General features: G+C 36.7%; 25 protein-coding genes. 6 read left to right on the top strand and 19 right to left on the bottom strand.

The genetic code is table 11. The features are described from left to right. The first annotated feature begins 606 nt into the window (after positions 1-606). On the top strand, positions 607-1005 hold the full coding sequence (locus ACIQYG_RS18590; protein ID WP_214749530.1) for a DoxX family protein: 399 nt from the start codon (positions 607-609) through the stop codon (positions 1003-1005). A gap of 865 nt (positions 1006-1870) precedes the next feature. Here the strand turns inward: ACIQYG_RS18590 and ACIQYG_RS18585 are convergent. The 10 genes from ACIQYG_RS18585 to yneA all read right to left on the bottom strand — a co-directional run bounded on the left by ACIQYG_RS18585 (position 1871) and on the right by yneA (position 9677). After that, positions 1871-2992 carry an NADH-dependent flavin oxidoreductase gene (locus ACIQYG_RS18585; protein ID WP_402840785.1) on the bottom strand — a complete coding sequence of 374 codons (1122 nt, stop codon included), beginning with the start codon at positions 2990-2992 and terminating at the stop codon, positions 1871-1873. Positions 2993-3073: 81 nt separating this feature from the next. Next, on the bottom strand, positions 3074-3388 hold the full coding sequence (gene trxA, locus ACIQYG_RS18580) for a thioredoxin (RefSeq protein ID WP_402840782.1): 315 nt from the start codon (positions 3386-3388) through the stop codon (positions 3074-3076). Positions 3389-3439: 51 nt separating this feature from the next. Beyond that, positions 3440-3823 (bottom strand): IDEAL domain-containing protein, encoded by a 384-nt coding sequence (locus tag ACIQYG_RS18575; RefSeq protein WP_402840779.1) that lies wholly within the window; start codon positions 3821-3823, stop codon positions 3440-3442. A 100-nt stretch (positions 3824-3923) separates the two neighbouring features. Continuing rightward, positions 3924-4343, bottom strand: a complete 420-nt coding sequence (locus tag ACIQYG_RS18570; protein WP_034312932.1) for an RrF2 family transcriptional regulator — start codon at positions 4341-4343, stop codon at positions 3924-3926. Positions 4344-5121: 778 nt separating this feature from the next. Next, positions 5122-5337 (bottom strand): YneF family protein, encoded by a 216-nt coding sequence (locus ACIQYG_RS18565; RefSeq protein WP_034312934.1) that lies wholly within the window; start codon positions 5335-5337, stop codon positions 5122-5124. A gap of 84 nt (positions 5338-5421) precedes the next feature. After that, positions 5422-5862, bottom strand: coding sequence for a sporulation inhibitor of replication protein SirA (sirA, locus tag ACIQYG_RS18560; protein WP_402840776.1), 441 nt, complete (start codon positions 5860-5862; stop codon positions 5422-5424). 297 nt (positions 5863-6159) lie between these two features. Continuing rightward, positions 6160-8163: a transketolase gene (gene tkt / locus ACIQYG_RS18555; protein ID WP_402840773.1), complete on the bottom strand. Its 2004-nt coding sequence runs from the start codon at positions 8161-8163 to the stop codon at positions 6160-6162. Between the two features lie 227 nt (positions 8164-8390). Beyond that, entirely contained in the window at positions 8391-8624 is a 234-nt protein-coding gene (locus ACIQYG_RS18550) for a DUF896 domain-containing protein (RefSeq protein WP_063592970.1), read from the bottom strand. 65 nt (positions 8625-8689) lie between these two features. Next, the gene (locus tag ACIQYG_RS18545; RefSeq protein ID WP_402840769.1) at positions 8690-9346 is read right to left on the bottom strand and encodes a YneB family resolvase-like protein; all 657 of its coding nucleotides are present in this window, start codon (positions 9344-9346) and stop codon (positions 8690-8692) included. A 19-nt stretch (positions 9347-9365) separates the two neighbouring features. Beyond that, positions 9366-9677, bottom strand: a complete 312-nt coding sequence (gene yneA / locus ACIQYG_RS18540) for a cell division suppressor protein YneA (RefSeq protein ID WP_402840766.1) — start codon at positions 9675-9677, stop codon at positions 9366-9368. Positions 9678-9832: 155 nt separating this feature from the next. Between yneA and lexA the strand changes: the two genes are divergently transcribed. Beyond that, positions 9833-10456: a transcriptional repressor LexA gene (lexA, locus tag ACIQYG_RS18535; RefSeq protein ID WP_048685959.1), complete on the top strand. Its 624-nt coding sequence runs from the start codon at positions 9833-9835 to the stop codon at positions 10454-10456. 612 nt (positions 10457-11068) lie between these two features. On the opposite strand, the gene ACIQYG_RS18530 is transcribed toward lexA, so the two are convergent. Next, positions 11069-12601: an esterase/lipase family protein gene (locus tag ACIQYG_RS18530; protein ID WP_402841154.1), complete on the bottom strand. Its 1533-nt coding sequence runs from the start codon at positions 12599-12601 to the stop codon at positions 11069-11071. 747 nt (positions 12602-13348) lie between these two features. Further along, on the bottom strand, positions 13349-13573 hold the full coding sequence (locus tag ACIQYG_RS18525; RefSeq protein WP_402840762.1) for a helix-turn-helix transcriptional regulator: 225 nt from the start codon (positions 13571-13573) through the stop codon (positions 13349-13351). 136 nt (positions 13574-13709) lie between these two features. Between ACIQYG_RS18525 and ACIQYG_RS18520 the strand changes: the two genes are divergently transcribed. After that, positions 13710-14348, top strand: a complete 639-nt coding sequence (locus ACIQYG_RS18520; RefSeq protein ID WP_402840759.1) for a LexA family protein — start codon at positions 13710-13712, stop codon at positions 14346-14348. 1112 nt (positions 14349-15460) lie between these two features. Here the strand turns inward: ACIQYG_RS18520 and ACIQYG_RS18515 are convergent. Both ACIQYG_RS18515 and ACIQYG_RS18510 read right to left on the bottom strand, forming a co-directional pair. Continuing rightward, the gene (locus ACIQYG_RS18515) at positions 15461-16150 is read right to left on the bottom strand and encodes an N-acetylmuramoyl-L-alanine amidase family protein (RefSeq protein ID WP_402840756.1); all 690 of its coding nucleotides are present in this window, start codon (positions 16148-16150) and stop codon (positions 15461-15463) included. A 310-nt stretch (positions 16151-16460) separates the two neighbouring features. Then, the gene (locus ACIQYG_RS18510; protein ID WP_402840753.1) at positions 16461-17237 is read right to left on the bottom strand and encodes an alpha/beta fold hydrolase; all 777 of its coding nucleotides are present in this window, start codon (positions 17235-17237) and stop codon (positions 16461-16463) included. Between the two features lie 190 nt (positions 17238-17427). On the opposite strand from ACIQYG_RS18510, the gene ACIQYG_RS18505 reads away from it, so the two are divergent. Both ACIQYG_RS18505 and ACIQYG_RS18500 read left to right on the top strand, forming a co-directional pair. After that, positions 17428-18348, top strand: a complete 921-nt coding sequence (locus ACIQYG_RS18505; RefSeq protein ID WP_402840751.1) for an aminoglycoside phosphotransferase family protein — start codon at positions 17428-17430, stop codon at positions 18346-18348. 205 nt (positions 18349-18553) lie between these two features. Continuing rightward, positions 18554-18787: a CotD family spore coat protein gene (locus tag ACIQYG_RS18500; protein ID WP_402841151.1), complete on the top strand. Its 234-nt coding sequence runs from the start codon at positions 18554-18556 to the stop codon at positions 18785-18787. Positions 18788-18855: 68 nt separating this feature from the next. Here ACIQYG_RS18500 and ACIQYG_RS18495 read toward each other — a convergent pair whose 3' ends face one another. Both ACIQYG_RS18495 and ACIQYG_RS18490 read right to left on the bottom strand, forming a co-directional pair. Then, positions 18856-19056, bottom strand: coding sequence for a GNAT family N-acetyltransferase (locus tag ACIQYG_RS18495; RefSeq protein ID WP_402840748.1), 201 nt, complete (start codon positions 19054-19056; stop codon positions 18856-18858). 15 nt (positions 19057-19071) lie between these two features. Next, complete coding sequence (locus tag ACIQYG_RS18490; protein ID WP_402840745.1) at positions 19072-19317, bottom strand: hypothetical protein; 246 nt, start codon at positions 19315-19317, stop codon at positions 19072-19074. 27 nt (positions 19318-19344) lie between these two features. On the opposite strand from ACIQYG_RS18490, the gene ACIQYG_RS18485 reads away from it, so the two are divergent. Further along, positions 19345-19746, top strand: a complete 402-nt coding sequence (locus ACIQYG_RS18485) for a hypothetical protein (RefSeq protein ID WP_402840742.1) — start codon at positions 19345-19347, stop codon at positions 19744-19746. Positions 19747-20603: 857 nt separating this feature from the next. On the opposite strand, the gene ACIQYG_RS18480 is transcribed toward ACIQYG_RS18485, so the two are convergent. The 3 genes from ACIQYG_RS18480 to ACIQYG_RS18470 form a co-directional block, all read right to left on the bottom strand. Continuing rightward, entirely contained in the window at positions 20604-20786 is a 183-nt protein-coding gene (locus tag ACIQYG_RS18480; RefSeq protein WP_100533861.1) for a hypothetical protein, read from the bottom strand. 388 nt (positions 20787-21174) lie between these two features. Then, complete coding sequence (locus tag ACIQYG_RS18475) at positions 21175-21384, bottom strand: hypothetical protein (RefSeq protein WP_402840739.1); 210 nt, start codon at positions 21382-21384, stop codon at positions 21175-21177. 39 nt (positions 21385-21423) lie between these two features. Continuing rightward, entirely contained in the window at positions 21424-21999 is a 576-nt protein-coding gene (locus tag ACIQYG_RS18470) for a histidine phosphatase family protein (protein WP_402840737.1), read from the bottom strand. Positions 22000-22235: the final 236 nt, after the last annotated feature.

The following is a 22235-nucleotide window of genomic DNA, read 5'->3' as shown; positions in this document are numbered from 1 at the left end:
AAATGATGAATATGAATCTTTTTGCAATATCAACATCGGATGTCGGTGCATAGTTTGTCACTATTAGAACAGTACGAACGGAACAGTGATCACTAGACTTCCTACCCTTATGCCACCTGGTGTGCATGTTGTTATATCCTCGACGGCGGTCTCAATTGAGTTCATATATAATGATTACGAGTAAAAGTGGAAATTTACGAGTAAATGCGCGGAATTCATGACTAAATCAGCTAAATTCACGAACACAGTGGCAAAACTCACGAGTAACAGTGTGTAATTTATGCGTAAGATGTATGTTACAGGGAAGCATTCGTTTAAGAGATATGCCTTACAAATAAAAGGAACAGTTTTTTCTCCCCTATAATAAAAAAACAGAAAAAATGTATTTATTTTTAATTCATCCAAGAAACCTTTCCTATCCTCGTTCCTTATCCTAGACGGCAATCATTCAAAAATGATAAAAAATTGTGTTTGACAAATCGCTCAAAAAATATTATCTTTAATTAAAGATAAATTAACTCGAGATAATATTGTTGTGTTTTTTTTGACATAAATCTCGATTTAAAGATATCTAAATTCAAAATACATTCCAGGAGGAATCATAAAATGATTGGTATTGGTTTATTGGTTATACGTGTAGTAATAGGGTTATCGTTTGTTGGACATGGAGCTCAAAAATTATTTGGATGGTTTGGCGGTCATGGCTTGAAAGGTACAGGCGGCTGGTTTGATTCGATTGGCATGAAGCCAGGTGTTACCATGGCCCTATTTGCCGGTCTATCTGAACTTATTGGCGGAGCTTTATTTGCTTTAGGTCTCCTTACACCCTTTGCAGGTATATTAATTGCACTTACAATGCTCGTTGCAATCGTTAAAGTCCATGGAGCAAATGGCTACTGGGCAACTCAAAACGGTTATGAATATAATCTTGCCATTCTTGCAGTGGCGATTGGCATAGCGCTAACCGGAGCTGGACCATATTCACTTGATTCCTTTCTATTTTAAGGAAGCTTGGGTTTTATAATCCCCATATTATGAAAAACACGGAGTTGGATAAACCACTCCGTGTTTTTACTTTTTCCCCATTGTTAAGGAATTTTTCTATTGGTTATCAAAGCATAAAGGGTATATCGGACAATACGTATATGTTCCTACATCAAATAATGGGAAAATGAACATTAAAATAACGTATGGTCATAAAAGAATTTCTGGTACGTGTCAGTCTATCCGGCCGGTTTATCAATTACACCAAATAAAACTACAGATACAAGGTCATATGCATTAACGCTGTCCATTTGATCTGTTGTTAGAAAGGGGGGACCATGAGGCAAATCATTATTAATTTCATTTTCATTCTAATCATATCAGTGATCTTATTTTTTATCTTTAGCTATGATGCATCTTTAGTTGAACATTTTATATTGTCACTTTTACTTATCATTTCACTGCAAATATCTTTGATATTAGCTATTCTGTTAAAAAGAAGATAACACCAGAAAGCAGCCTTTAATTAATGGTTGCTCTTCTTGTGTTACCAACGTCCTTCCTAACCTTTTCCACGCGTTCCGTAAAGAAAACCCCTTTCCCCACCAAAATTCCCGAAAGTATCTGCCGTTGAGCTTAATTGCCAGTCAATGAAAATTCGTAAATCTCTCCCCATTTTAATTTTCCGAAACAGCTTAGAAATAGAATGCTCAGTTATTCATTCTTAAGGATTCAATTTCCAAAACCACTTATTAGATTCTCACTCATATAAATGACTCTTCCATAAACATAAAAAAACCGGTTAAGAACACTTTTATATGTGTTCCTTAACCGGGGTTATATGAAAATTATGCATTTTTTATTTCTCTAATAGATGAACGTCTGTTTATTCAATCCCCGGAAACCATCCTGGAGAGTGGATGATCGCTTGCCATAATGGTTCTGGAATATCAAGTTGCTGCTGATTTTCTTTGTTTATTTTTGTCATGATTTCAGCTTCCCTGCCTTGTTCCACTTTTTGTACCCATTCAGGATCAATTATGATTTCACGGCCTAATGCGATTAACGGAATCCCCGATTGCAGTGCTTTGATCGCATCATCCGCTGTATAGATTGAACCAACACCAATTAAGGGAACTTGATCTCCGATACGTTCTTTAATGATTTCTATCCGAGGTCGGTCAACATCGGTTCCCCGTCTTACTTTCGACCAGAAATCCATTAATGAAACATGAAGATAATCCAGATCCTTTGTTACAAGTCCATCAATTAATGCAAGTGTATCATCCATGGTGATTCCTGGTGATTCCGGCTCTTCCGGTGAAAAACGATATCCTACGATGAACGGATTCTTGGCATGTTCAGCAACAGCCTTTTTCACTTCATCCACAACAGCTAATGGAAAAGTCAGGCGCTTTTCAAGGGAACCGCCCCACTTGTCTTCACGACGGTTCGAATGAGGTGAAAAAAATTGCTGTAGCAAGTAACCATTTGCACCGTGAATCTCGACACCGTCAAATCCCGCTTCAATGGCACGTCGGGTGGTTTCACCAAAGTCGAGAATGATTGATTCTATTTCCTTTTCAGATAGTGGACGCGGAACCGCTTTCCCTTCGCCTTCCGATGGGATGTTGCTTGCACTGACAACATCCCCATTTACCAATTCCGGTGGAACCTCTCGGCCGCCATGAAAAATCTGAAGAATTGCCTTTGCCCCTTTCGCTTTAATCGCTGATGCCAAACGACTTAGACTAGGTATCAATTCATCCTGATCTCCGCCAAATTCCCCATGAAAACCTTTGCCATTAGCCGTCACGTAAGTACATGCCGTTATAACCATACCGACCCCGCTTGACCGACGTTCATAATAGTTAACTTCGGCGTCGGTTACAGTCCCGTCAGGATTAGAAGAGAAATTTGTCATAGGTGCCATCACCAATCGATTTTTCAATTCTAATTTCTTTCCTAAATTGAACGATTCAAATAATGGTGTATATTGAGATTTCATTTAGTAATCCTCCATTTTGTTACCCACGTTGGTTAGTATAAGTCCTTCATTCACAATATCATCCGCGTATTATAATTATAATCATGCATACTTTGCGATTAATGCCGAAATGGCTTCTTTTGGCTGGAAACCAATAGCTTGATCTACCTTTTCTCCATCTTTGAATAGAATAAGAGCTGGAATTCCCATCACTCCATATTCGCTCGTCGTATCTGAATTTTCATCCACATTAAGTTTAACGATCTTAACCTGATCACCCATTTCCTCATCGATTTCACTAAGAACTGGGGCAATCATTTTACACGGACCGCACCACGGGGCCCAAAAATCAACCAATACTAAACCTTCCTTGATCTCACTAGCAAAATTATCATCTGTAACATGTTCTATTGTCATGATCATTTCCTCCTTGTATTATCCGAAATATTTATGATCTTTACTCACCATTTATTTAAAATCAAGTTTTGCAATTCTATTTCCCGGGATAAGAACCTCTGATTTCCTGGCACTTATTTTCGGGTGGATTTTGATGGATTCCAATTTACCGGATAACTCCATAAACCATGTTTCATCTTTAGAAAGTAACGCCAGATCAATTAAGGCCAAAAGATGAGTTTCGTTACTGATTTCTAGATCCGGCAGTTTTTCAGTCCATTTACTCGGAATCCAAATCGATTTTCCAACCACTTTTTCATTGTCACTTTCAACCACATTCACTTTAACGATTTCTCGATTATCACTTACGGTTTCAACGAAACCATGGATAAGTTCCCCATCTCTTGATTTTCCCTGTACCCAATCCCCATTTTTGAATAGATTGTTTTCAACCATTTCCTTAGCACCCCTTTTATGTTCATTTAATATTAAAACTATAGTTATTAACTGTATTAATAAAATATACATTTTGTGCAAAGAAAAAACTAAATCAATATCACGGACATTGTTTAATTTTTTCCAAAAATGTGCTGAGAGTTATATCTTCTAAATATTTTTCAAAATATAATTCAGCTTCATCAAATATTTGATCCATGACTACCTGGGTATTTGAAGATATGACACATTTTTTCTCAGGATCACCTGTACACCACTTTGGTTTCAGGGTTCCATGTGAGACCGCTATATATATATCCGCCAAACTTACCTCTTCAGGGTTACAGTCTAGAATATAGCCTCCGCCCACACCTTCTTTAGTCTTAACAAATCCCTTTTTTCTTAAGCTGCTCATCATTTTCCGAATCCTAGCCGAGTTTGTACAAACGTTTTCTGCGATAGACTCACTGCTTGCCATATGATCTGGTAGATAAGCTAAATAGACCAAACTATGCACAGCTATTGTAAAATCACTATTCACTTTACTTATCCTCCTTAAGGAGATTACTGTAATATTAATATTTACAGTTGATAAAGTCAAATCAAAAAACTCAACAGCTTCCTCAACTATGTTTTATCGATTTATTATTAATTGAAATACCCACTTTTCGCTTTTATTATTGCCCAAGTTAATAAATACATTAAATTCACAATCAATGACAACGATTCAATTCTTTCTTCAGCTTTAGATTTTACTGAAACGAATTTTAACCTTTATAAATACAATAAAGCACTCGACCAATTCAGGTTAATTGGTTTAGTGCTAAAATAAAAAGATTAATAGAAAAGATTTTTTATTTTTTACATTTAGATTTCCATTTGATTTTTGATTCCCATTTGTTGTCTTTAAATTTACATTTGTGTTCAAATTTATGTTCACATATAGGAAGCCACACTTTACAAGTATCCTCAATGCATTTTTTTACAAAATCATTTATCATTCTATCCCCCTCCTTAATACTATATATGCATCTTTTTTGTAGAAAGTGTGGACAAGTATATTTTTTTCGTGTTAACTTTCCAATTAAAAAAACCCTCACATAGAGTGAGGACTTACCTTACAATCAAAAACAAAAACCACCTTTACTGAATTATTCATTCAGAAAAAGTGGCTTAAGAAACAAAAATGAAAGATAAACCAAAATTTTATATAAAATCGGTGGAAGGATTCAGTCTAAATGGATCAACCATTTCGATATTATATAAAATTTTGCATCCAATCTTCCAAGAACATTGATATATCAAGGTTTCATGCTATCTTATTTTGTTTGTTGTTTATTCATGGCGCTCATCATTTGATTAATTTTCTTTTGGGATGGTTTCATACCCATTTGCATCATCATCATTTTCAACATCTGTTCGTTAATTGGCGGATTTTTCTTTAAGTAATCCATCATGTATTTACGAGCGATGAAAAATCCCAGCACTACTCCAGCAATCAATGCCAGTACGCCAACTAGAATGTAAACCCACATACTATTTCCTCCTTCGTGTTGTCTAACATCAGTGTACTAGACCAAAGGTTATTATACAATACCCGCTACCGAAAAGTCCCCCATTTAGACAAATTTTCTTTCTTTTATCGGTTTTAACCAGCCGTATTTTTCATGTTCAAAATCAATGGCCAAAAAACTCGCTTCATATTTTCGAATACTTTCAAAAAAAGCCGTCTCCGCCTCGTAATCTCCTTCAGCCTTAAGGGTAATGGAATCATTCTGAATGATTAAAACGGCTTTACTTGATCCGTTTGTTTTTTCTAAATAGTATTTTCCATTTTGAGTCCAATAATTCATCTTTTTTTGCAAACGTTGTTCTATAGCTAACTGCAACTGGATAGTCGGGACTTTTTTGGTGACATATTCGATTTGTTTTTGCAAAATACTCTTTAGTCTGCCCCTTGCTTGAATATACTCCAAAAACAAATTGAAAAATAGCTTTTCTCTTCCATAATAATGATGGGCAAATTCATCTTCGATTAAATAAATTTGATAGGTTCTCATCAGCCAATGCCTCCTAGCTTTCCTATTTTGTCACGAAAACATCTTACCACCAGGACCCTCTCCACTATTTTCCACCATTGATGACTTTCCCCTTTAACTGACACATTTAAACGAAATTTATTTATTCTCATTATATATTGACAAACTAAAAAGATATGTTGTTTGCTGGAGAAATTTTCTTCTTTTTTTGTCGAATGGAAGATTTGCTTTAGAATATGAGCACTTTCAATATAAAATAGAATTGTTTTTGATAAAAAAACTGACACCAATCTAGTTGGTGTCAGTTCCGCATTACCGTTATTTAAGCATTTCCTTAACACGAGCAACTACATTTTCTACAGTGAAACCGAATTCCTCCATGATTTTACCGCCTGGTGCAGAAGCTCCAAAATGATTGATGGCCAATATTTCACCCTCATCACCTGCATAACGATCCCAGCCAAACGGTGAAGCCACTTCGATAGCTAAACGTTTTTTCACTGCCGGATTGATTACGCTTTGTTTATATTCTTTAGATTGAGTTTCAAATCGATCCCATGATGGCATGCTGATTACCGAAACATCAATTCCTTCGTTCGCTAAAGCTTTCTGTGCTTCCACAGCCAAGTTCACTTCGGAACCAGTTGCAAGAAGCAATGCATCGGCTACTTCTTTCTTTGAAGCAGAGATGATGTAAGCACCTTTTGAAACACCTTCATACGCTGTTTCGGAAGTACCTTTTATAGTTGGCAACCCTTGACGAGTCAGTACAAGAGCAGTTGGTTTATTTGTAGACTCCATAGCCACTTTCCAGGCTGCTGCCGTTTCATTGCCATCAGCTGGACGGATTACACCTAGGTTAGGCATTGCGCGCAATGATGCCAATTGTTCGATTGGCTCATGAGTCGGTCCGTCTTCCCCTACAGCAATGCTGTCATGAGTGAACACATAATTAACAGGCAGTCCCATTAGTGCTGCCATTCTTATGGCAGGACGTAGATAATCAGAGAATACGAAGAATGTTCCTCCATAGACTTTTAATCCACCATGAAGTGCCATACCATTTAAAGCCGCACCCATAGCGAACTCACGTACACCGAACCATATATTACGGCCACTGTAATTACCAGGTAATAGATCTGTCTCACCTTTGATGGCAGTATTATTAGATCCAGCTAAATCCGCAGAACCCCCAATGAAGCTAGGGACCTTTTTGGCGATCGCATTCAGTACTTCACCACTTGAAGCACGGGAAGCTAATGTCTTACCTTCTTCATAGACTGGAATTTCCTGATCCCACTCAGCAGGCAGTTCACCTTTGATGGCAAGTTCCAATTGCTGTGCTAACTCAGGATGAGCTTCTTTGTAATTTTTAAACAATTCATTCCACGCTTCTTCTTTTTGAGCTCCTGCATCAACAACAGCTTCATTGAAGTGTGAATACACTTCTTCAGGTACATGGAAGTCCTCTTCGAATGTCCATTTGTATGCTTCTTTTGTCAATTTCAGCTCATCTGCACCAAGCGGAGCGCCGTGAACAGCAGATTTACCTGAACGATTTGGTGAACCGTAACCAATAACCGTTTTCACTTCTATTAATGTTGGGCGTGCATCGTCGGTTTTCGCTTCTTCAATCGCTTTAGCAATTTCCTGAAGATCGTTCCCATCCTCAACGCGAATATATTGCCATCCATAAGATTTGAACCGGTCCGCTACGCTTTCACTAAATGATTGACTTAAGTCGCCGTCAAGGGAAATATCATTAGAATCATATAAAACAACAAGTCTTCCGAGTTGTAGATGTCCAGCTAATGAAGCGGCTTCTGCAGAAACACCTTCCATTAAATCTCCATCTCCACAAATGCTATATGTATAATGATCGACAACATTATAAGAATCTCGGTTATAGCTTTCTGCCAAATGACGTTCTGCCATTGCCATTCCGACTGCCATTGCGATACCTTGTCCAAGCGGCCCAGTAGTTGCATCTACACCAGCCGTATGTCCGTATTCAGGATGTCCTGGAGTTTTACTGCCCCATTGGCGGAAGCTTTTCAAATCATCGATAGATAAGCCATATCCCGATAAATGAAGAAGGCTGTATAACAGCATAGACCCATGACCAGCTGAAAGAACAAAGCGATCTCTATTAAACCAATCAGGATTTTTCGGGTTATGGTTCATATATTCGGTCCATAGTTTATACGCCATCGGCGCTGCACCCATCGGCATACCTGGATGGCCTGAATTAGCCTTTTCAATTGCATCAATCGACAATGTACGAATCGTATTGATAGAAAGTGCATCTAATTTATCTAACATATCGTAAAACATCCCTTCCTGTAATGTACCTCTTTATATTATAGTGACAAGCATAATATCACAACTAAAATCACTATTTAATACCCCAATATTACAATTTTCTAGGAATAAGAAGTCTCCTATTTAGATTAAACTAAATAGGAGAATACATACATGAATGCACTCTCTTTTTACTCCAAAATGCCAAAGAATCCTCTAATGAATGTTCCATCAGAAGAATCCAAGCATTAATGTAAATTTCTTTTTTCTTTTATATTTTTTATCTTTTGAGGAGTGACGTCATTACCCTCTGGATCCACGACTTTCACATGCTCCAAAGTATCGGACATGGACTTTCTGAATGTTTCCAAATATTCACTTCTCAATTGGGTTTGCTCTTTCGCCTCAACTTCCGTCAAACCTTCGGCCTTTGCCTTTTTAGAAAGTTCATTTATACGGGCTATTTTTTCTTTTGATAACATAATCTCGCTCCTTCATATTCTGCGGATATTGTCATGGTATTAAAAAAAAAGCGAAATTACAAGTTCTATGATTTACTTTCCTTTGTATTCATTTGATGTTCGAGATAACGCCTGTTCACAGTAGCCTTAGATACATTGTATCCAAAGCCCCTTAATGTGGCTGCGATTTCTGAGAATGTCAACCCATTGGCACGAAGTTTAATAATCTCTTCAATAGGAATCTCCATACGGTCCCTTCCAGTGGAATTCCTTTGATTCTGAAGATTTTTTTGAGGACGGTACCCTTTTTCAACGGCTCTTATCATTCCGCGCTTTATTTTAAGATTATGTAGTTTCCTTTGATATTCTTCTACAATGCCGACTATCTGGATGACCATGGCATCCGAATCCGATAACTCCAGCTCCCCATCGTGTGAGAGCGTATAAATTTTCACATTTTCTTTAAGGATGACATGGAATAGGGCTATTTTGGCATTCCCTCTTCCCAGTCTTGTTTCGTCCTGGATTAATAGAACTTCAGCTTCTTTGGTTTTAAATAGTTCGAGCATGTCAAAAATGCCATCCCGATTCAACTCATAACCACTTGCCTGTTCTTTTATAATGGAGATAACTTCCACATCCATCTTTTCAGCCAATTTGACCAATTCATCTTCCTGCCTTGCCAATGATGTTTCCTGTGACTCTTTTTCGGTGCTGACCCTACAATAGATTACCGCCTTCATAATACCCTACCTTCACTACTTACTGATCACTGGCCAAATTCTGGACAAGTTCTTCCCCTTTAACCGGTATGACAATGACTTGACCAGGTTTTATCGAATCCGCCCTGACTCCATTATGCTCTTCTATCCAACCAATGAATTCTTTTTTTGTCAAATTCGATTCTTCATATTCTTCGGCAATTCCCCATAGGGTATCACCTTCACTTACTTCTATAGAAAGGAAATCTTTTTTTTGATCATTGTTCAGTGTACAAGAGAATAAAATTGAAAAGATGAATACTGATCCCGCTAATAGAATCGTATAAATATAATTTTTGTATAATTTTTTCATAATTATCCCTCCAAAGCGAATGTTCGTTCGTATGTTATGGTCAAATTATAATACGAACGTTTGTTTCAGTCAACAACAAAATTCGAACTTATGTTTGTATAGAGTTGGGCGCCATGCTATAATGTAGCAAAGAACATTGGGGAAGAGGTGCACAAATGACAAAACTATCAAAACGGCAGCAAGATATTCTTGATTTCATTAAAGAAGAGGTCCGCCAAAAAGGTTATCCACCTTCCGTACGGGAGATTGGCGAAGCAGTGGGACTTGCATCAAGTTCAACAGTTCACGGGCATTTATCCCGCCTGGAAAGTAAAGGCCTTATTAGACGTGACCCAACTAAGCCAAGAGCCATTGAAATAATGAATTTGGAGGAAGCGAACAATATTCCCAAAGCCAATGTCGTGAACGTGCCGTTACTTGGAAAAGTAACAGCGGGCATGCCGATAACGGCCATTGAGAACATTGAAGAATACTTTCCGCTTCCCGAAAGCATGGTTCCACATGATGACCATGTATTCATGCTGGAAATCATGGGTGAAAGTATGATCGAAGCAGGAATTCATGATGGAGATTATGTCATTGTGAAACAACAAAGCAGTGCCAATAATGGAGATATCGTCGTGGCGATGACGGAAGATGATGAAGCCACTGTAAAACGATTCTTTAAGGAACCGGATTACATAAGACTTCAGCCTGAGAACTCAAATATGGAACCAATTATTTTACGAGATGTTTCGATTCTTGGAAAAGTAATAGGCTTATATAGACAAATACACTAAAAGCGCTTTCCGCGCTTTTTTTGTTTGTTTAAATTTATGTACCTTATTCTCTCAATATGCATATGGAAGAGTAGATATTGAAAATTTTTTAATAGAATCAAGTTTTCGTGGAAATTTAAACATCCTTTATAACGGATGAAAGTTATACAAGCGCCTTTCTGGTAATATGTACTTTTGAAAAAGCTCATCGAAATAAAAAAAGAGTGGGTTAAAATCCCCCTCCCATTAAATTTCTTCACTCTTAATCATTGGTTCACTTTAATAAAGTTAAGATCGCCTCAGCCATTCCACTGTTGAATCTGCACTTGTTGAGAAATTTGCAAGAGTTGAAAACAAAAACCCCTTTTTCACAATATGCCCTGTTAATTTTTTCTGGGCATAATGAGCAATTTTCTAAATGGCTGTTTCTTTGCTCGTTAGATCTCTGATTGCTATGCATAATTTCCAGGGAACCAATTTTTAAATATATCCATCTAACAACCGTTATATAAATACTTCTATAAGCTGTTTCCATTTGCGTAATTACCATCACCCTAGTTAACCCTAACATATCGCACCTCCCTCATTTTTCATCCCCAAAAAATGCCTTCTCAATTAAGAGAAGGCATTTCGCTATTTCTCAATATAGACCGAACGAATCAGCGTCCGGGTCCTTTCAGTACCATCCACATTTTTTTCCTTGACATCTATTGTTACATTATAAACACCTGACTTAGGTACTTCTGGAAAGGTACCAGTAAAATTTTCAGTATCCATTACCTTAATTGAGTTTTTTTCACTAATTTCATTACCGGTTTCATCTATCAGATGAACCAAAAATGTTGTGCTGATTGGTCTTTTTTTACCATTCATTGGATTCTTTATTAAAAACTTTGCATCTTTTTGCTTAACTTTACCGGCCATACTAAATGTAATGGGATTCTTTTCATTAAATTGTGCTGTGAACAAGTAGGCGTCTTTTGGTGATTTAGTCTTCATTCGTACTTTCCAGTCACCAATTTCAAGGTTATTTCTATAGAATGACTGGATGGTTGCACCATTAAAAAAGGAGGTTTCCTTTTTGGCTGAATGGACCTTTAAGGACGGTGAATACTTTTTATTGGATGGAGAAATCAACTCAACCTCCACATCATTTGAGGCTGTATATATGCTTATATTACCTGGGGCCGCTTCATTTACATGGAAGCTTTGTTCGACCCAGACATTTTGTTTCAGGACATCACCTAGAACGGTTTGAGCAAGTGCGGTTGTAATGACATCATCTTCAACCCGTTCTTTATAATTGACATTATATTCAGGAATCCCAGCGGTTGAAGTGCTTCTTAAATAGGGTTCAATTCTTGAAAATACAGCTGAGCCAACTCGAATATTGTCGTGATCAAAGTTGGGATCCGTAAATAAATGTGTTGCATAGGGTATTTTTGTACTCCATACATTGACTAGTCCATCATTTTCCCCATATGAAGATAAATATTGCCCACCCATTGATAAGGCTGATAGTACTGGGCCTCTGTTCATACCAGCTACAGTGAAATATAAGTTTTTACGAGAGTTAACATGGTTATCCGTGACAGAACGAAATTCGGCCATTTTACCAACCTGTAAAGAATAAGTTCCCTCATCTTTTTGACCTAATAAGGAACCAAGCCAGCCCGCATACCAGCTATAAGCCAAATCAGCTAGATGAGAACCATGATGAGGGGAAGCTAAAGTAATCACCCGTCCAACATATTGGTGTGCTCCATAGTGTACTAGAGCCGCTTGGGTGTCTGGGCCCCCTTTGCTGTGAGCTATAATATTTACTTTTTCGCCCCCGAAATGGTTACTGATTTCTGAAAGCATTTGAGCTAAAAGCCTTCCATTAGCATATTGGCTCACTGATCCATTTCCAGCTGAGTCATGAAGCTGAACAAAAACCGTTTGGTAGCCTGCTTCATACGCTTTGGTATACATATCATTGACACCATGATATTCCGTTTCACCGTACCAGCTGGTTGAACTGCCGTTTTTCCCTTGAACAAACACGATCGGTGGTTTCTTTGTATCAAGATTGGGAGGAATACTTCCAAGAAACCAATCCCCTGGACTGAAAGTTTCGGAGGGGGGCTTCAATTTTCCTGCTGAGGAAATGTCTGGCTTAGCCATAATTAATATGGTTAGAATGAGGACAAGAAAAACGACATAATTGATTACATTCCTTTTCAATTGTTATCTCCTCCAATATCATGTGGAATATTTTTCGAACCCATCCAATTATCAATGCCCTCCTTCCCATCCCTTCATTAGTATATAATTGTACTTTTGCATACCATTACCTGCTATCCTCATAAAGATGGGAGAAAAAAACTAGAAGAAATTTCATTGAAAATGGAGATAAAGTATGAAGATTTGCCTTCAATTCATTTATGTATGAGATCTTTTCATTTAAGGAAGACGTACTTAGGGAGGAAATCGGAATGCACAATTCAAGAAAAAAAAGAACAAGCCCTTATCCTGCAAAGGATAAGGCTTGTTCATCCAGATTAACTTTTTCCTTTGAATTTGCCATTGTCCAATTGCTCCTATTCATGGTGTTTTGAAGTCCGTCCTATACATTAAGTAAATAAATTTCTTTCACAGCAATTGGCTGTCATTCATTGGGACCTCAGTAGTATTTGCAGGCCCTTTTTTAAAGAACTCCCAAGAAGTTTGGATTTTTACTCCTTTTACTACAAACACGTATTTCACAAATGTGCTAATGGCAGCATATCCTATGAAACTTCAAAAGAATTAATTTCCCTTTCCACTTTGTTCACCTTCTTTCCATCATAACTTGAATCTTGTCTTATTGAAGTTAGGGTGCATGGATTCAAATCGCCACCATGTTGAAGAAACGCTGGTACAATTGAACTTTCAACTACATTTGAAGTGTAGTTGAGGGTCAAAAAAAATGATATCGTCGATCGAGAATCCTACACATTCAGCAAATAAATAAGCCTTATCGATTCTCAAAGGAATCTTATATTGCTCATAGTCAATGTAAGTCCTCTTGGCCATCTTCAGCACTTTAGCCATTTCATCTTGAGTTAATCCTTTATACTTCCTGGCTTGTTTAAGTGTGAACTTAACGCTTGTCATATCTTGTCACCCCCTATCTAAAAAAAATAATATCACACTTGAAGTATAGTTACCAACATTTTTTTCGCAAAATTCACGCACTTTAAGTTTACTCGCTTTCACTCATAGTGTATATTCAAGTAAGAGGTGAAGAAATATGCACATTGGTGAACGGATCAAAATGTTAAGAAAAGAAAGAAAAATGACACAAGAAGATTTGGCAAATATATTAAAAGTGGCTCCTACGGCAGTATCAGCTTGGGAATCCGGACGGAATAAACCTTTAATGGATAAATTAAGCATGATGTCCACTTGTTTTGAAATACCGCTATCCCACCTCATTGAAGGAGCACCTATCGTTAGAAATAATCCTGGAATGGAATTCCTAAACGAAAAGAACGTAAGATTAATTGGTGTCTACGGAAATATCACTGCTGGAGAGCCTAATTTCACCAACGAATATATAGAAGCCTATATGCCGACATTAAATTCGATGCTTAAATCGGATAAGGAATATTTTTTCCTTAGAGTGAATGGCAATAGCATGAATAAAGAATTCAGAGACGGATCATTGATTCTCGTTGAAAAAACAACCTACGTCGAAAACGGAAAAATTGGTGTGGTCTTGGTAAATGGTCACGATGCTACAGTCAAAAAAGTGAAGATCAATGAAGAAAACATCACACTCACTCCCTGCAGCACGGATCCTTTTTATGAAGAAAAAACCTATAACATCAAAAATGATAGAGTCCGTATTTTAGGAAAAGTGGTTCAAGCCATTAAAATATACGATTAATATCCAACTCGAGGGTTTCTTTACGGAAAGGAAAATAAATGAATAATGGGCAACCATACATAGATTCAATTCCTTCAGTTCATCAACTAAATCGCTGTAGCATGTTAGGTACAAGCCATCATGGTTTGTGCTTTTTAGTATTGTTTTTTTTATTTGTCTTTACAAAGAATCCATTTAAATGTGTGTCAGCCCGTAAAAAAAGGCATACCTTACATTATAGTGAGTGGAATAATTCATTGCAAAATTATCCATTTGGAAACCAAGATACCGTAATACCCCCAAGGCATTATGCCTATACGAACAACTTCCCGCAAACGATGAAAACTTTATCACCACCTTATACAATTCCTACAGAATCAGTTTTCTTTGACCATCTACTGATGAATTCAGGAAAAACGATCATTTTCGTAACTAACCGGAATCGCTATTGATCACCTTCAATTATCTATCGGTGATTTAAAATATATCATATCCGTTATCCCCAGATTACTTATTTCATTGAGTGAATGTATTTGGAAACTATCAGTATATTTTCCTTTCATGCAAAAGAATAAAATTGTTTATATTGGGCATTAAAATTATCTTAATTTTTAATATTCGGTTCACAACCTCATATAAGAATCTTATAATTGATGATAAGCATTTGCCTCTGTAGCTCTAGAAGGGAAGAGCGCCGGAAAACATTGTAGCCACAGGGGTCGCAAGGTAAGGGTTTCAGAAGCACCGAAAAGCAATTACGCTGAGGCAGGTGAAATTCCTGCCGGTGAAAATCCGTAGGGAAGCGTGTTCTCCCCTAGCCTATGCTTACGAAAGGAGTGCGGGTTCGAATCCCGTCAGAGGCTTGTTTCCTGAAAACTGCGATTATATATACTCACAGAAAGTGACTCCCATTTGCACAAGTCCTCTTTTGCCATCTGTGTAAATTATTTGCCCCTTACACTTCTACCGCTATTATCGAAGTAATGGACCGAATCAGGATGGCAGAATGTATATGGTTATTTCATTACATGCATATTCCTGAACCAAAAAAGCCCCTCTCTTTTTGAGAAGGGCCTACTGCGTGGTTTGCTTCTGGAAGTTATAAATAATTTAACCAGTCAATTATTAATTATTCATTTCACCCGCAATTTCTGGTTTACTGTTATGGTGTACTGACTGTCAAGACCGTTCCAATCTTTAATTTGCTGAACCGTACTGCCATAAGCAATGCTTAAGGAATATACTGTATCCCCACTAACGACAGTGTGGTATACAGCTGTACTTTTTTTTGTAAGATTGAAGCATTTAACTAAACCGTTTACATGTCCGCGAGCCAGTGATTCGATAAAGGATGACGTTTTCAATTTGGCTGCGTCATTGACATTATCGATAAATCCATTTTCAGTCAGGAGTGCAGGCATGTCCGTTTCACGGAGTACATGTAAATCTCCTGTTTTTTGTCCCCTGTCCTGGATGTTGATAAGCTTCATGACCTCTGAATGAATATGATCTTGATACGTTTTCGTTATCTGGTTTGTGGACGTATAAATGTAATCCTCGTACCCGGTTCCGCCGCCGGCATTAATGTGGATGGAGAGATAAAAGTCAGCTCCCCACGCGTTCGCTGCATTCGTACGATCGTTTAAGGAGGGGTAGGTATCTTGGGTCCTGCTCATTTTCACAGAAACGTTATTATATTCTATTAATAAGATGTCTTTGATTCGAGTTGCAATGGATAAAGTTAAATCCTTTTCTCTCAATCCATTCCCCACCGAGCCTGGATCCGTACCGCCATGGCCGGGATCAATAAATACTTTTACCATTTCTATCACCTCTATTAATCTTATGTTACGTATTAACAAATGCTTGTACACATAACTATCGGATAAAGAAATTTCAAAATAATATAGAATTCTACTTCTTGGCTGCAGTTCCAAAAAAAAATACACCCTTAAAGGTGTTATGGCATTATATGATGACAGTTGCACAATGGGCGAGAATTTCTTGAAAAAGACTTCTTCTTTTTTTTCACTTTCACATCAGGAGTTTTTTGGGAGAATAAGCCATCTTTAAAACAAAGGGATGGAAGGAGATAGAGAGATTTAAAAAAAGTCAACTTTAACAAAAATACTTTTACAAAAAGGATCGGTTTAGGTTTGTTTTATTTAGTGCTTCTGCACATTCTTTGATTGAGTCAATCACTATATTCGGTTCCGATAATTGCGGAAAATGTCCACTTTTTTCAGCGACAATGTGTTTGCTGTTTCTTGTCAATGAAAGTAATTCCAATTGATTCTCAAGTCGTTTTTTTCGAACTTCCTCAGGCATCATTCGATTTTCTTGTCCCCCAGTAATGACATATACAGGTATTTCGGGAAATGTATCAGTTTGATGGATTTGATCAACAGTTTTTCCCACAAAATTAACTTCATTGAATTGTTGATGTGAAGACAAGGAATCAAACAGCTTGAACAGCTTATTAATGGTTTTTACTGCCTTGCCTTGATATTCATTAAGGCTGCTATCTTTCGTGGTACTGGATTCTAAAAAAACAATTCCCGCCACTTCATTTGGGTATAGGCGAGCATATAAATTAGCATATAGGCCGCCTAGCGAATGTCCAACCAATAAGAATGGAGGTTCAAATCCCACGCTTGTTAACACTTCACGTAAAGTGTTAACAATATTAAACCCGTCTTGGCTTTCCTTAGGTTTATCACTGCCAGCAACACCAAAACGATTATAGGAAAATACTGATGATGACTCCGAAATTGCCGGCAGTATTTTCATCCAACCCTCTATCGGGCCAGAACCACCGTTAATCAAAACTATATTTGGTTTGCCGTTTCCACTAATATTATATTGAAGCGTCCCTTTTGGTGTTTCCACTTTATATTTTTCTATTTTCAATGTCAGCACACCCCACTTTGTTTAGATTACTTTACGTGTGTAACAAGCTAGGGGTTTCATTTATAAAAAATGCTGAATGGATTCTTTGAATTTTTTTCGAAAGCTATAGAAAAACTGTACACTTATCCTATGGAGGGAATGTGAACTTTAAACCCTAAACATTGTACGGGATTTTAAAAGGAGAGATCGTATGATAAATGAATATGGAAAATTTGAACAATTAGTTAAAAAGTTGGATCAAGGAAACAAGCTAATTCGTGCATGGGAATTAATAGGCGGAATTTCTGCACAGGTGACAGGACTGGAAATATTACAATCGTCAGGGCGGATCGTAAAAATGATCGTTCGTCAGCATGGTGATAATGACTATAAACGGAATCCAAATATTGCAGCAAATGAACACAAGCTCTTAATGATATTGAAAGCTGCCGGCTTGCCTGTACCAATGCCATATTACTTCGAGCAATCCTGCGAGATTTTTTCCAAGCCATGCTTACTTATCGAGTTTATTGAGGGTAAGTCAGAATTCACGCCCTCAAATCTTAATGATCATATCTTACAATTGGCAATCAATCTAGCAAAAATCCACCGTGTTGATTGTGCGAAACTAGCTTTATCATTCCTGCCTAAATTAGGGAATACATATATCGAGATGTTAAATGATAAAGATAGGGTAATCCTGGACGAAACATTAAATCTTAGCTTGATTAGAGATTTGCTAAAATCTTTCATGCCATTACGTTCCATGAATAAGGAAGTGATCCTTCATGGCGATTATTGGCCAGGAAATATATTATGGAAAGAGGATAAACTAGTTTCCATAATTGATTGGGAAGACTCAGGCTTAGGGGACCCTTTGGCTGACCTTGCCAATAGTCAACTCGAAATTTTATATCATTTTGGGATGCAAGCGATGAATGACTTCACCAATCAATATAAATCCATGATGCCGGAGGTGAATTTTACAAACTTACCCTACTGGCAATTATTTGCCGCCTTACGGTTATCTACATTTCCTGAATGGGGCTTGGAAAAGAGCAAGGAAAATAAATGGCGGAAAAGACACAATTCATTTGTTCGTCAAGCGATTGCCCAAATTCGTTCAAATTAGTGTTTAATCAATTTTTTTAATGAGCGAAAATTTTGATATGCCCAGGATATTTGATAAAGGCATTTATACCAGTCCCTTTATCATTTATTATCATAAACTAATAATGACTTTCAAAAAAAATCCAGGAGGTGTTTAAATGTATAATAAGCCCTGGGGGCATCCAAAAGGCGGTCAATATCCACCACAATATTGCCCACCTCACAGAATGCATACTCAATATAATCCATCTCAAACCTCCCCGACCAAGCAATATGTTAAAACCAATGTCATTAACACTGTGATTCCAGTTTTTCACCCGACACATACAACTACCGTGAATAAACACTTCAACACATATATACCGCATACCCGAAGTATCGTGAAAGAGTGTTATTCCCAAAGCTTTGTTTGTGGAGTTCCTCAACCCCCCAGTTATTCGAGGAGAATGTTAAGATATTAATTAAAAAAACCCCGGATCGGGGTTTTTTTATTAATTCCTTCAACCTCTTGAATTATCTTACAAAGGATTTACAACTGTTTAAATGCAAACTCCCTATATTTTTTAAAATTTTGTTTCTTATAAAACTCTTTTGCTGCTATGTTTTCAAACCAATAATCCAGTTCAATTAAATCTATATCATTCTTTTTAGCAATTTCATAGACCTCATTCATTAGTTTTTTACCGTAGCCTTTATGGGCTTGACTTTCAACGATATTAAGCTGATGCACATATACTGATTTATACTAATTTTTAAAAGCACTTTCTGGATAGTTTTTAATTTCAATCCATGCGTAACCGATTGGTACTTCATGATCTTTTATAACCAGAAAAACAAAACTGTTATTTTTAACCAAATTTTTGAAGGTTTCTTTCATTGCATTATAATTATATTCCTTAAAATACTTAGGATATAGTTTTGCATGCAGATTGTGAACATTTCGATTTAATTTTGCGATTACTTCATGATCCCAGGTTTGAATAACATTCATAATTATCCCCCTGTCTATACCCTGTGAATGTTTACATTACTAACCAAGCAACGTCCACATTCCAAAGTACAATTTATTAAACATTATGTCAATCTTGTAAAGGCACTAAAATGGTGGCGCAGAATTGACGATCCTGAAGGAAAACAGCCGAAAAGTTCCCCATTAGAACATCTGATTGGTCAAAGTTTTCCTGAAGCAATAGATTCCGTTGCTGAAGGAATTATGCTCACCTTGGAGAAATTGTTGCTAATTATCAAGCGAAGCCGAAAATGCCAGATCATGGGGTTCCTGAACATGATGTTTTCGATAGACTATCAGGAACAAGAATATGAAGCTTTTTACGAGAGAGTAAAAGAAGCTGCTAATATGGGCCGAGAAGCGCTAGATGCCGAAACAGTATTTGAGAGTGCAACAGCTTGGAGAAAGTAAGGCACCCGTTAGCTGAATAACAAATGCTTTATTTAACTAAACTCAAGTTCATCATTTCTGATATTTTGTATTTTGTATTGCCCACAAAACCCAAAAAACCATAATTAAATGAATAAAAATTAAATTCAAGGTAATTCTTTCATTCAAAATAATTGAAATAACATCATTGACAATTAAACTAACTAAAGTTAATAAAACACCTATTAACAATGCATGAACAGATAGTTTTAATATCTTCACTTTTGAAAAGCTTAATAAATTTATTATTTTATCTCACTCCTTAAACAGCATCATAAGCATATATAATTACCAATAGTCCAGATCTTCAGCTAACGCACCCGTTAGCCATCCATGAAGCGCAAAAATCAGCGCTTCACCACAGAGAATAAAAATGGTTCAGAACAGTCAATACTAATTCTACGGCTGGGAGAGGAAGGTCGATGAACTATGGTGCCTTTGAGCCCATCCGTTAGTCTGACTCCGACGACCACGGTGTACCACCGACTGTCGCACTACGGGAAGCACACATTATCAATTGTCTTTTCTACATTTTCTAAAGTAGGATTTACTTTTTGTAAATCTTCAAGAAAATTTATAGTTTCCTCCTTACTTTTTTAGGATATACTCTCTAGCTTCATCAATCTTGTCATTTTTTTGGTTCAGGGGTCTCAGCATTAGCAAAAGAAGCAGAAACACCACCTACAATAACAAGGGTCATCATTGACATATATACTTTTTTAAACATAAATAGCCTCCTAGTTTTTAACATACTATTATAGTATAAATCAAAGAACTAAAAAATCTTACTTTTATGTAAAATAAAGTGAGATTTAGATGGATGATGTACTATTTTCTTATTAATTGTTTTGTTGTTTTTTTGTGTAATAATAATAAGCAAGATAACCTATTAAAAAGATTAGTGCTGCTAATGCTCCAAGGAAGATTGCTGGTAATAAAAAAGATGTTTTCTCAATTACAAAATAAAGAATAAAAGCACTTATAAAATACAGGGAAAGAAAAATCATAATTTTTCGATACATTTAAGTTCCTCCTTTGGTCAAAAGATTTTAGAATGAAATTTATTATTTTAATGGAGGTTTTATCTTTACCAACCTACCATCGCCTTAAATCCACAATAAAATCCCTTTCATTTACAATTTTAATTAATTCTTACTAAAATACAACTTCTAATAGGAGTCCTACCATAAGCCCGAGTCCAAAATTTCGTTCTAGGGGTACTACAAAACTTTAAATTGATGGCAATGTGTAGACCCCTATATTAAATTTTCTTCTTTTACTTTTAATCTTTTCAATATCTTGTTTGTATTATTAACATATAAATATCATTTCTTATGGAACTAACCTGCCCAGATAGTTCCATAAAAAAAGAGCTGATGATCAGCCCCTAATATAAAAAATAACGCATCGTTAGTCATTGCTAATAAGACCTGCGCAGCCAATAACTTCACCAGAATCCTCCATTAAATACCAAATAGGAAATGGACTATCCGTTGTTATGCTGTGTGTAATACAGGCCTCATATACTTTCATACTGTTTTCGTTTGCCCATTTGCACTGAAAATATTTTATTGCTTTTTCTTTATACTCTGGATGTTCTCTAACACTAATAATTTGCATAAGACTTTCCCTTCGGGTATCTTATTTGCGCGATACTTACTAGAGGATCACGCTACACCCATTCATTTTATCTTCACCCCATATACGTTCCAAGATCACTTCATTATTAATACAGTTTATTTGAAAAACGTCAGGATTACTAAGGTTTTCCCAACTCTCAAAATCAAAGTCACGATTATAATTCTTTAAAAGTAAGGATATTATATTTCCGTGACTGACGATTACTGTGTTTTCAGTCCCACTTTTAAAGACTTCTTCTACAACATCTACGATTCGATTCATCGCTTCTTGGCTTGACTCTCCTCCTTCAAATTTTAATTCCATATCATTAAATGTTGCTTTTAGTTTTTCATACCAATCAGGTAAGTCCGTTGTGCTTAGTGTTCGTTCTGAGAGGCGTTCATCAATCTCTATTTTAATATTTGTTTTCTCACTTAATGGTTCTACTGATTGAATAGCACGCAAAAAGGGACTCGATATTATTCGGTCAATTTTTGCATTACTGAAGAAATCAACTAAATATTTCGCTTGTTTCGAACCTTTTTCTGTTAATTGAGATTCCGAAGGTTGCCCCTGTGCTTCACAATGTCTGACAATGTAAATCTTCTTTTTCATACAGATCCTCCCACATAAGTAGTAAATACTAGTTTCTATATTTCTCGATAATTTCCTTCTTGAACTCCCTCAGTTTGATGCGAATATCTCTCGAATGCTCACTTATTCGCAGGATTTCACAACCCTTTTAATTAGACTTATGGGTAAATGAAATGAGTTCAGATCAGTTAGGCTTCGTGAAGGCATAGTTAAATAAAGGAGTCAGTTATCACTCCATATTTTACCATATAATGTAC

The organism is Peribacillus sp. NPDC096622 (assembly GCF_044762665.1).
Classification (GTDB): domain Bacteria; phylum Bacillota; class Bacilli; order Bacillales; family DSM-1321; genus Peribacillus; species Peribacillus frigoritolerans_B.
The sequence above is the reverse complement of the archived record's forward strand: the minus strand, read 5'-3'. Positions and strand labels throughout refer to the sequence as shown.

What these genes read in the sequence shown, in the direction of transcription:
- yneA (WP_402840766.1), bottom strand. Translation starts at nt 9,677, where the DNA reads ATGAAAAAATTATACAAAAATTATATTTATACGATTCTATTAGCGGGA.
- ACIQYG_RS18470 (WP_402840737.1), bottom strand. Translation starts at nt 21,999, where the DNA reads ATGAAAAAGAAGATTTACATTGTCAGACATTGTGAAGCACAGGGGCAA.
- lexA (WP_048685959.1), top strand. Translation starts at nt 9,833, where the DNA reads ATGACAAAACTATCAAAACGGCAGCAAGATATTCTTGATTTCATTAAA.
- ACIQYG_RS18520 (WP_402840759.1), top strand. Translation starts at nt 13,710, where the DNA reads ATGCACATTGGTGAACGGATCAAAATGTTAAGAAAAGAAAGAAAAATG.
- ACIQYG_RS18525 (WP_402840762.1), bottom strand. Translation starts at nt 13,573, where the DNA reads ATGACAAGCGTTAAGTTCACACTTAAACAAGCCAGGAAGTATAAAGGA.
- ACIQYG_RS18530 (WP_402841154.1), bottom strand. Translation starts at nt 12,601, where the DNA reads ATGGCTAAGCCAGACATTTCCTCAGCAGGAAAATTGAAGCCCCCCTCC.
- ACIQYG_RS18575 (WP_402840779.1), bottom strand. Translation starts at nt 3,823, where the DNA reads ATGGTTGAAAACAATCTATTCAAAAATGGGGATTGGGTACAGGGAAAA.
- ACIQYG_RS18490 (WP_402840745.1), bottom strand. Translation starts at nt 19,317, where the DNA reads ATGAATGTTATTCAAACCTGGGATCATGAAGTAATCGCAAAATTAAAT.
- ACIQYG_RS18505 (WP_402840751.1), top strand. Translation starts at nt 17,428, where the DNA reads ATGATAAATGAATATGGAAAATTTGAACAATTAGTTAAAAAGTTGGAT.
- ACIQYG_RS18480 (WP_100533861.1), bottom strand. Translation starts at nt 20,786, where the DNA reads ATGTATCGAAAAATTATGATTTTTCTTTCCCTGTATTTTATAAGTGCT.
- tkt (WP_402840773.1), bottom strand. Translation starts at nt 8,163, where the DNA reads ATGTTAGATAAATTAGATGCACTTTCTATCAATACGATTCGTACATTG.
- ACIQYG_RS18475 (WP_402840739.1), bottom strand. Translation starts at nt 21,384, where the DNA reads ATGCAAATTATTAGTGTTAGAGAACATCCAGAGTATAAAGAAAAAGCA.
- ACIQYG_RS18565 (WP_034312934.1), bottom strand. Translation starts at nt 5,337, where the DNA reads ATGTGGGTTTACATTCTAGTTGGCGTACTGGCATTGATTGCTGGAGTA.
- trxA (WP_402840782.1), bottom strand. Translation starts at nt 3,388, where the DNA reads ATGACAATAGAACATGTTACAGATGATAATTTTGCTAGTGAGATCAAG.
- sirA (WP_402840776.1), bottom strand. Translation starts at nt 5,862, where the DNA reads ATGAGAACCTATCAAATTTATTTAATCGAAGATGAATTTGCCCATCAT.
- ACIQYG_RS18550 (WP_063592970.1), bottom strand. Translation starts at nt 8,624, where the DNA reads ATGTTATCAAAAGAAAAAATAGCCCGTATAAATGAACTTTCTAAAAAG.
- ACIQYG_RS18545 (WP_402840769.1), bottom strand. Translation starts at nt 9,346, where the DNA reads ATGAAGGCGGTAATCTATTGTAGGGTCAGCACCGAAAAAGAGTCACAG.
- ACIQYG_RS18515 (WP_402840756.1), bottom strand. Translation starts at nt 16,150, where the DNA reads ATGGTAAAAGTATTTATTGATCCCGGCCATGGCGGTACGGATCCAGGC.
- ACIQYG_RS18585 (WP_402840785.1), bottom strand. Translation starts at nt 2,992, where the DNA reads ATGAAATCTCAATATACACCATTATTTGAATCGTTCAATTTAGGAAAG.
- ACIQYG_RS18485 (WP_402840742.1), top strand. Translation starts at nt 19,345, where the DNA reads ATGTTTACATTACTAACCAAGCAACGTCCACATTCCAAAGTACAATTT.
- ACIQYG_RS18500 (WP_402841151.1), top strand. Translation starts at nt 18,554, where the DNA reads ATGCATACTCAATATAATCCATCTCAAACCTCCCCGACCAAGCAATAT.
- ACIQYG_RS18590 (WP_214749530.1), top strand. Translation starts at nt 607, where the DNA reads ATGATTGGTATTGGTTTATTGGTTATACGTGTAGTAATAGGGTTATCG.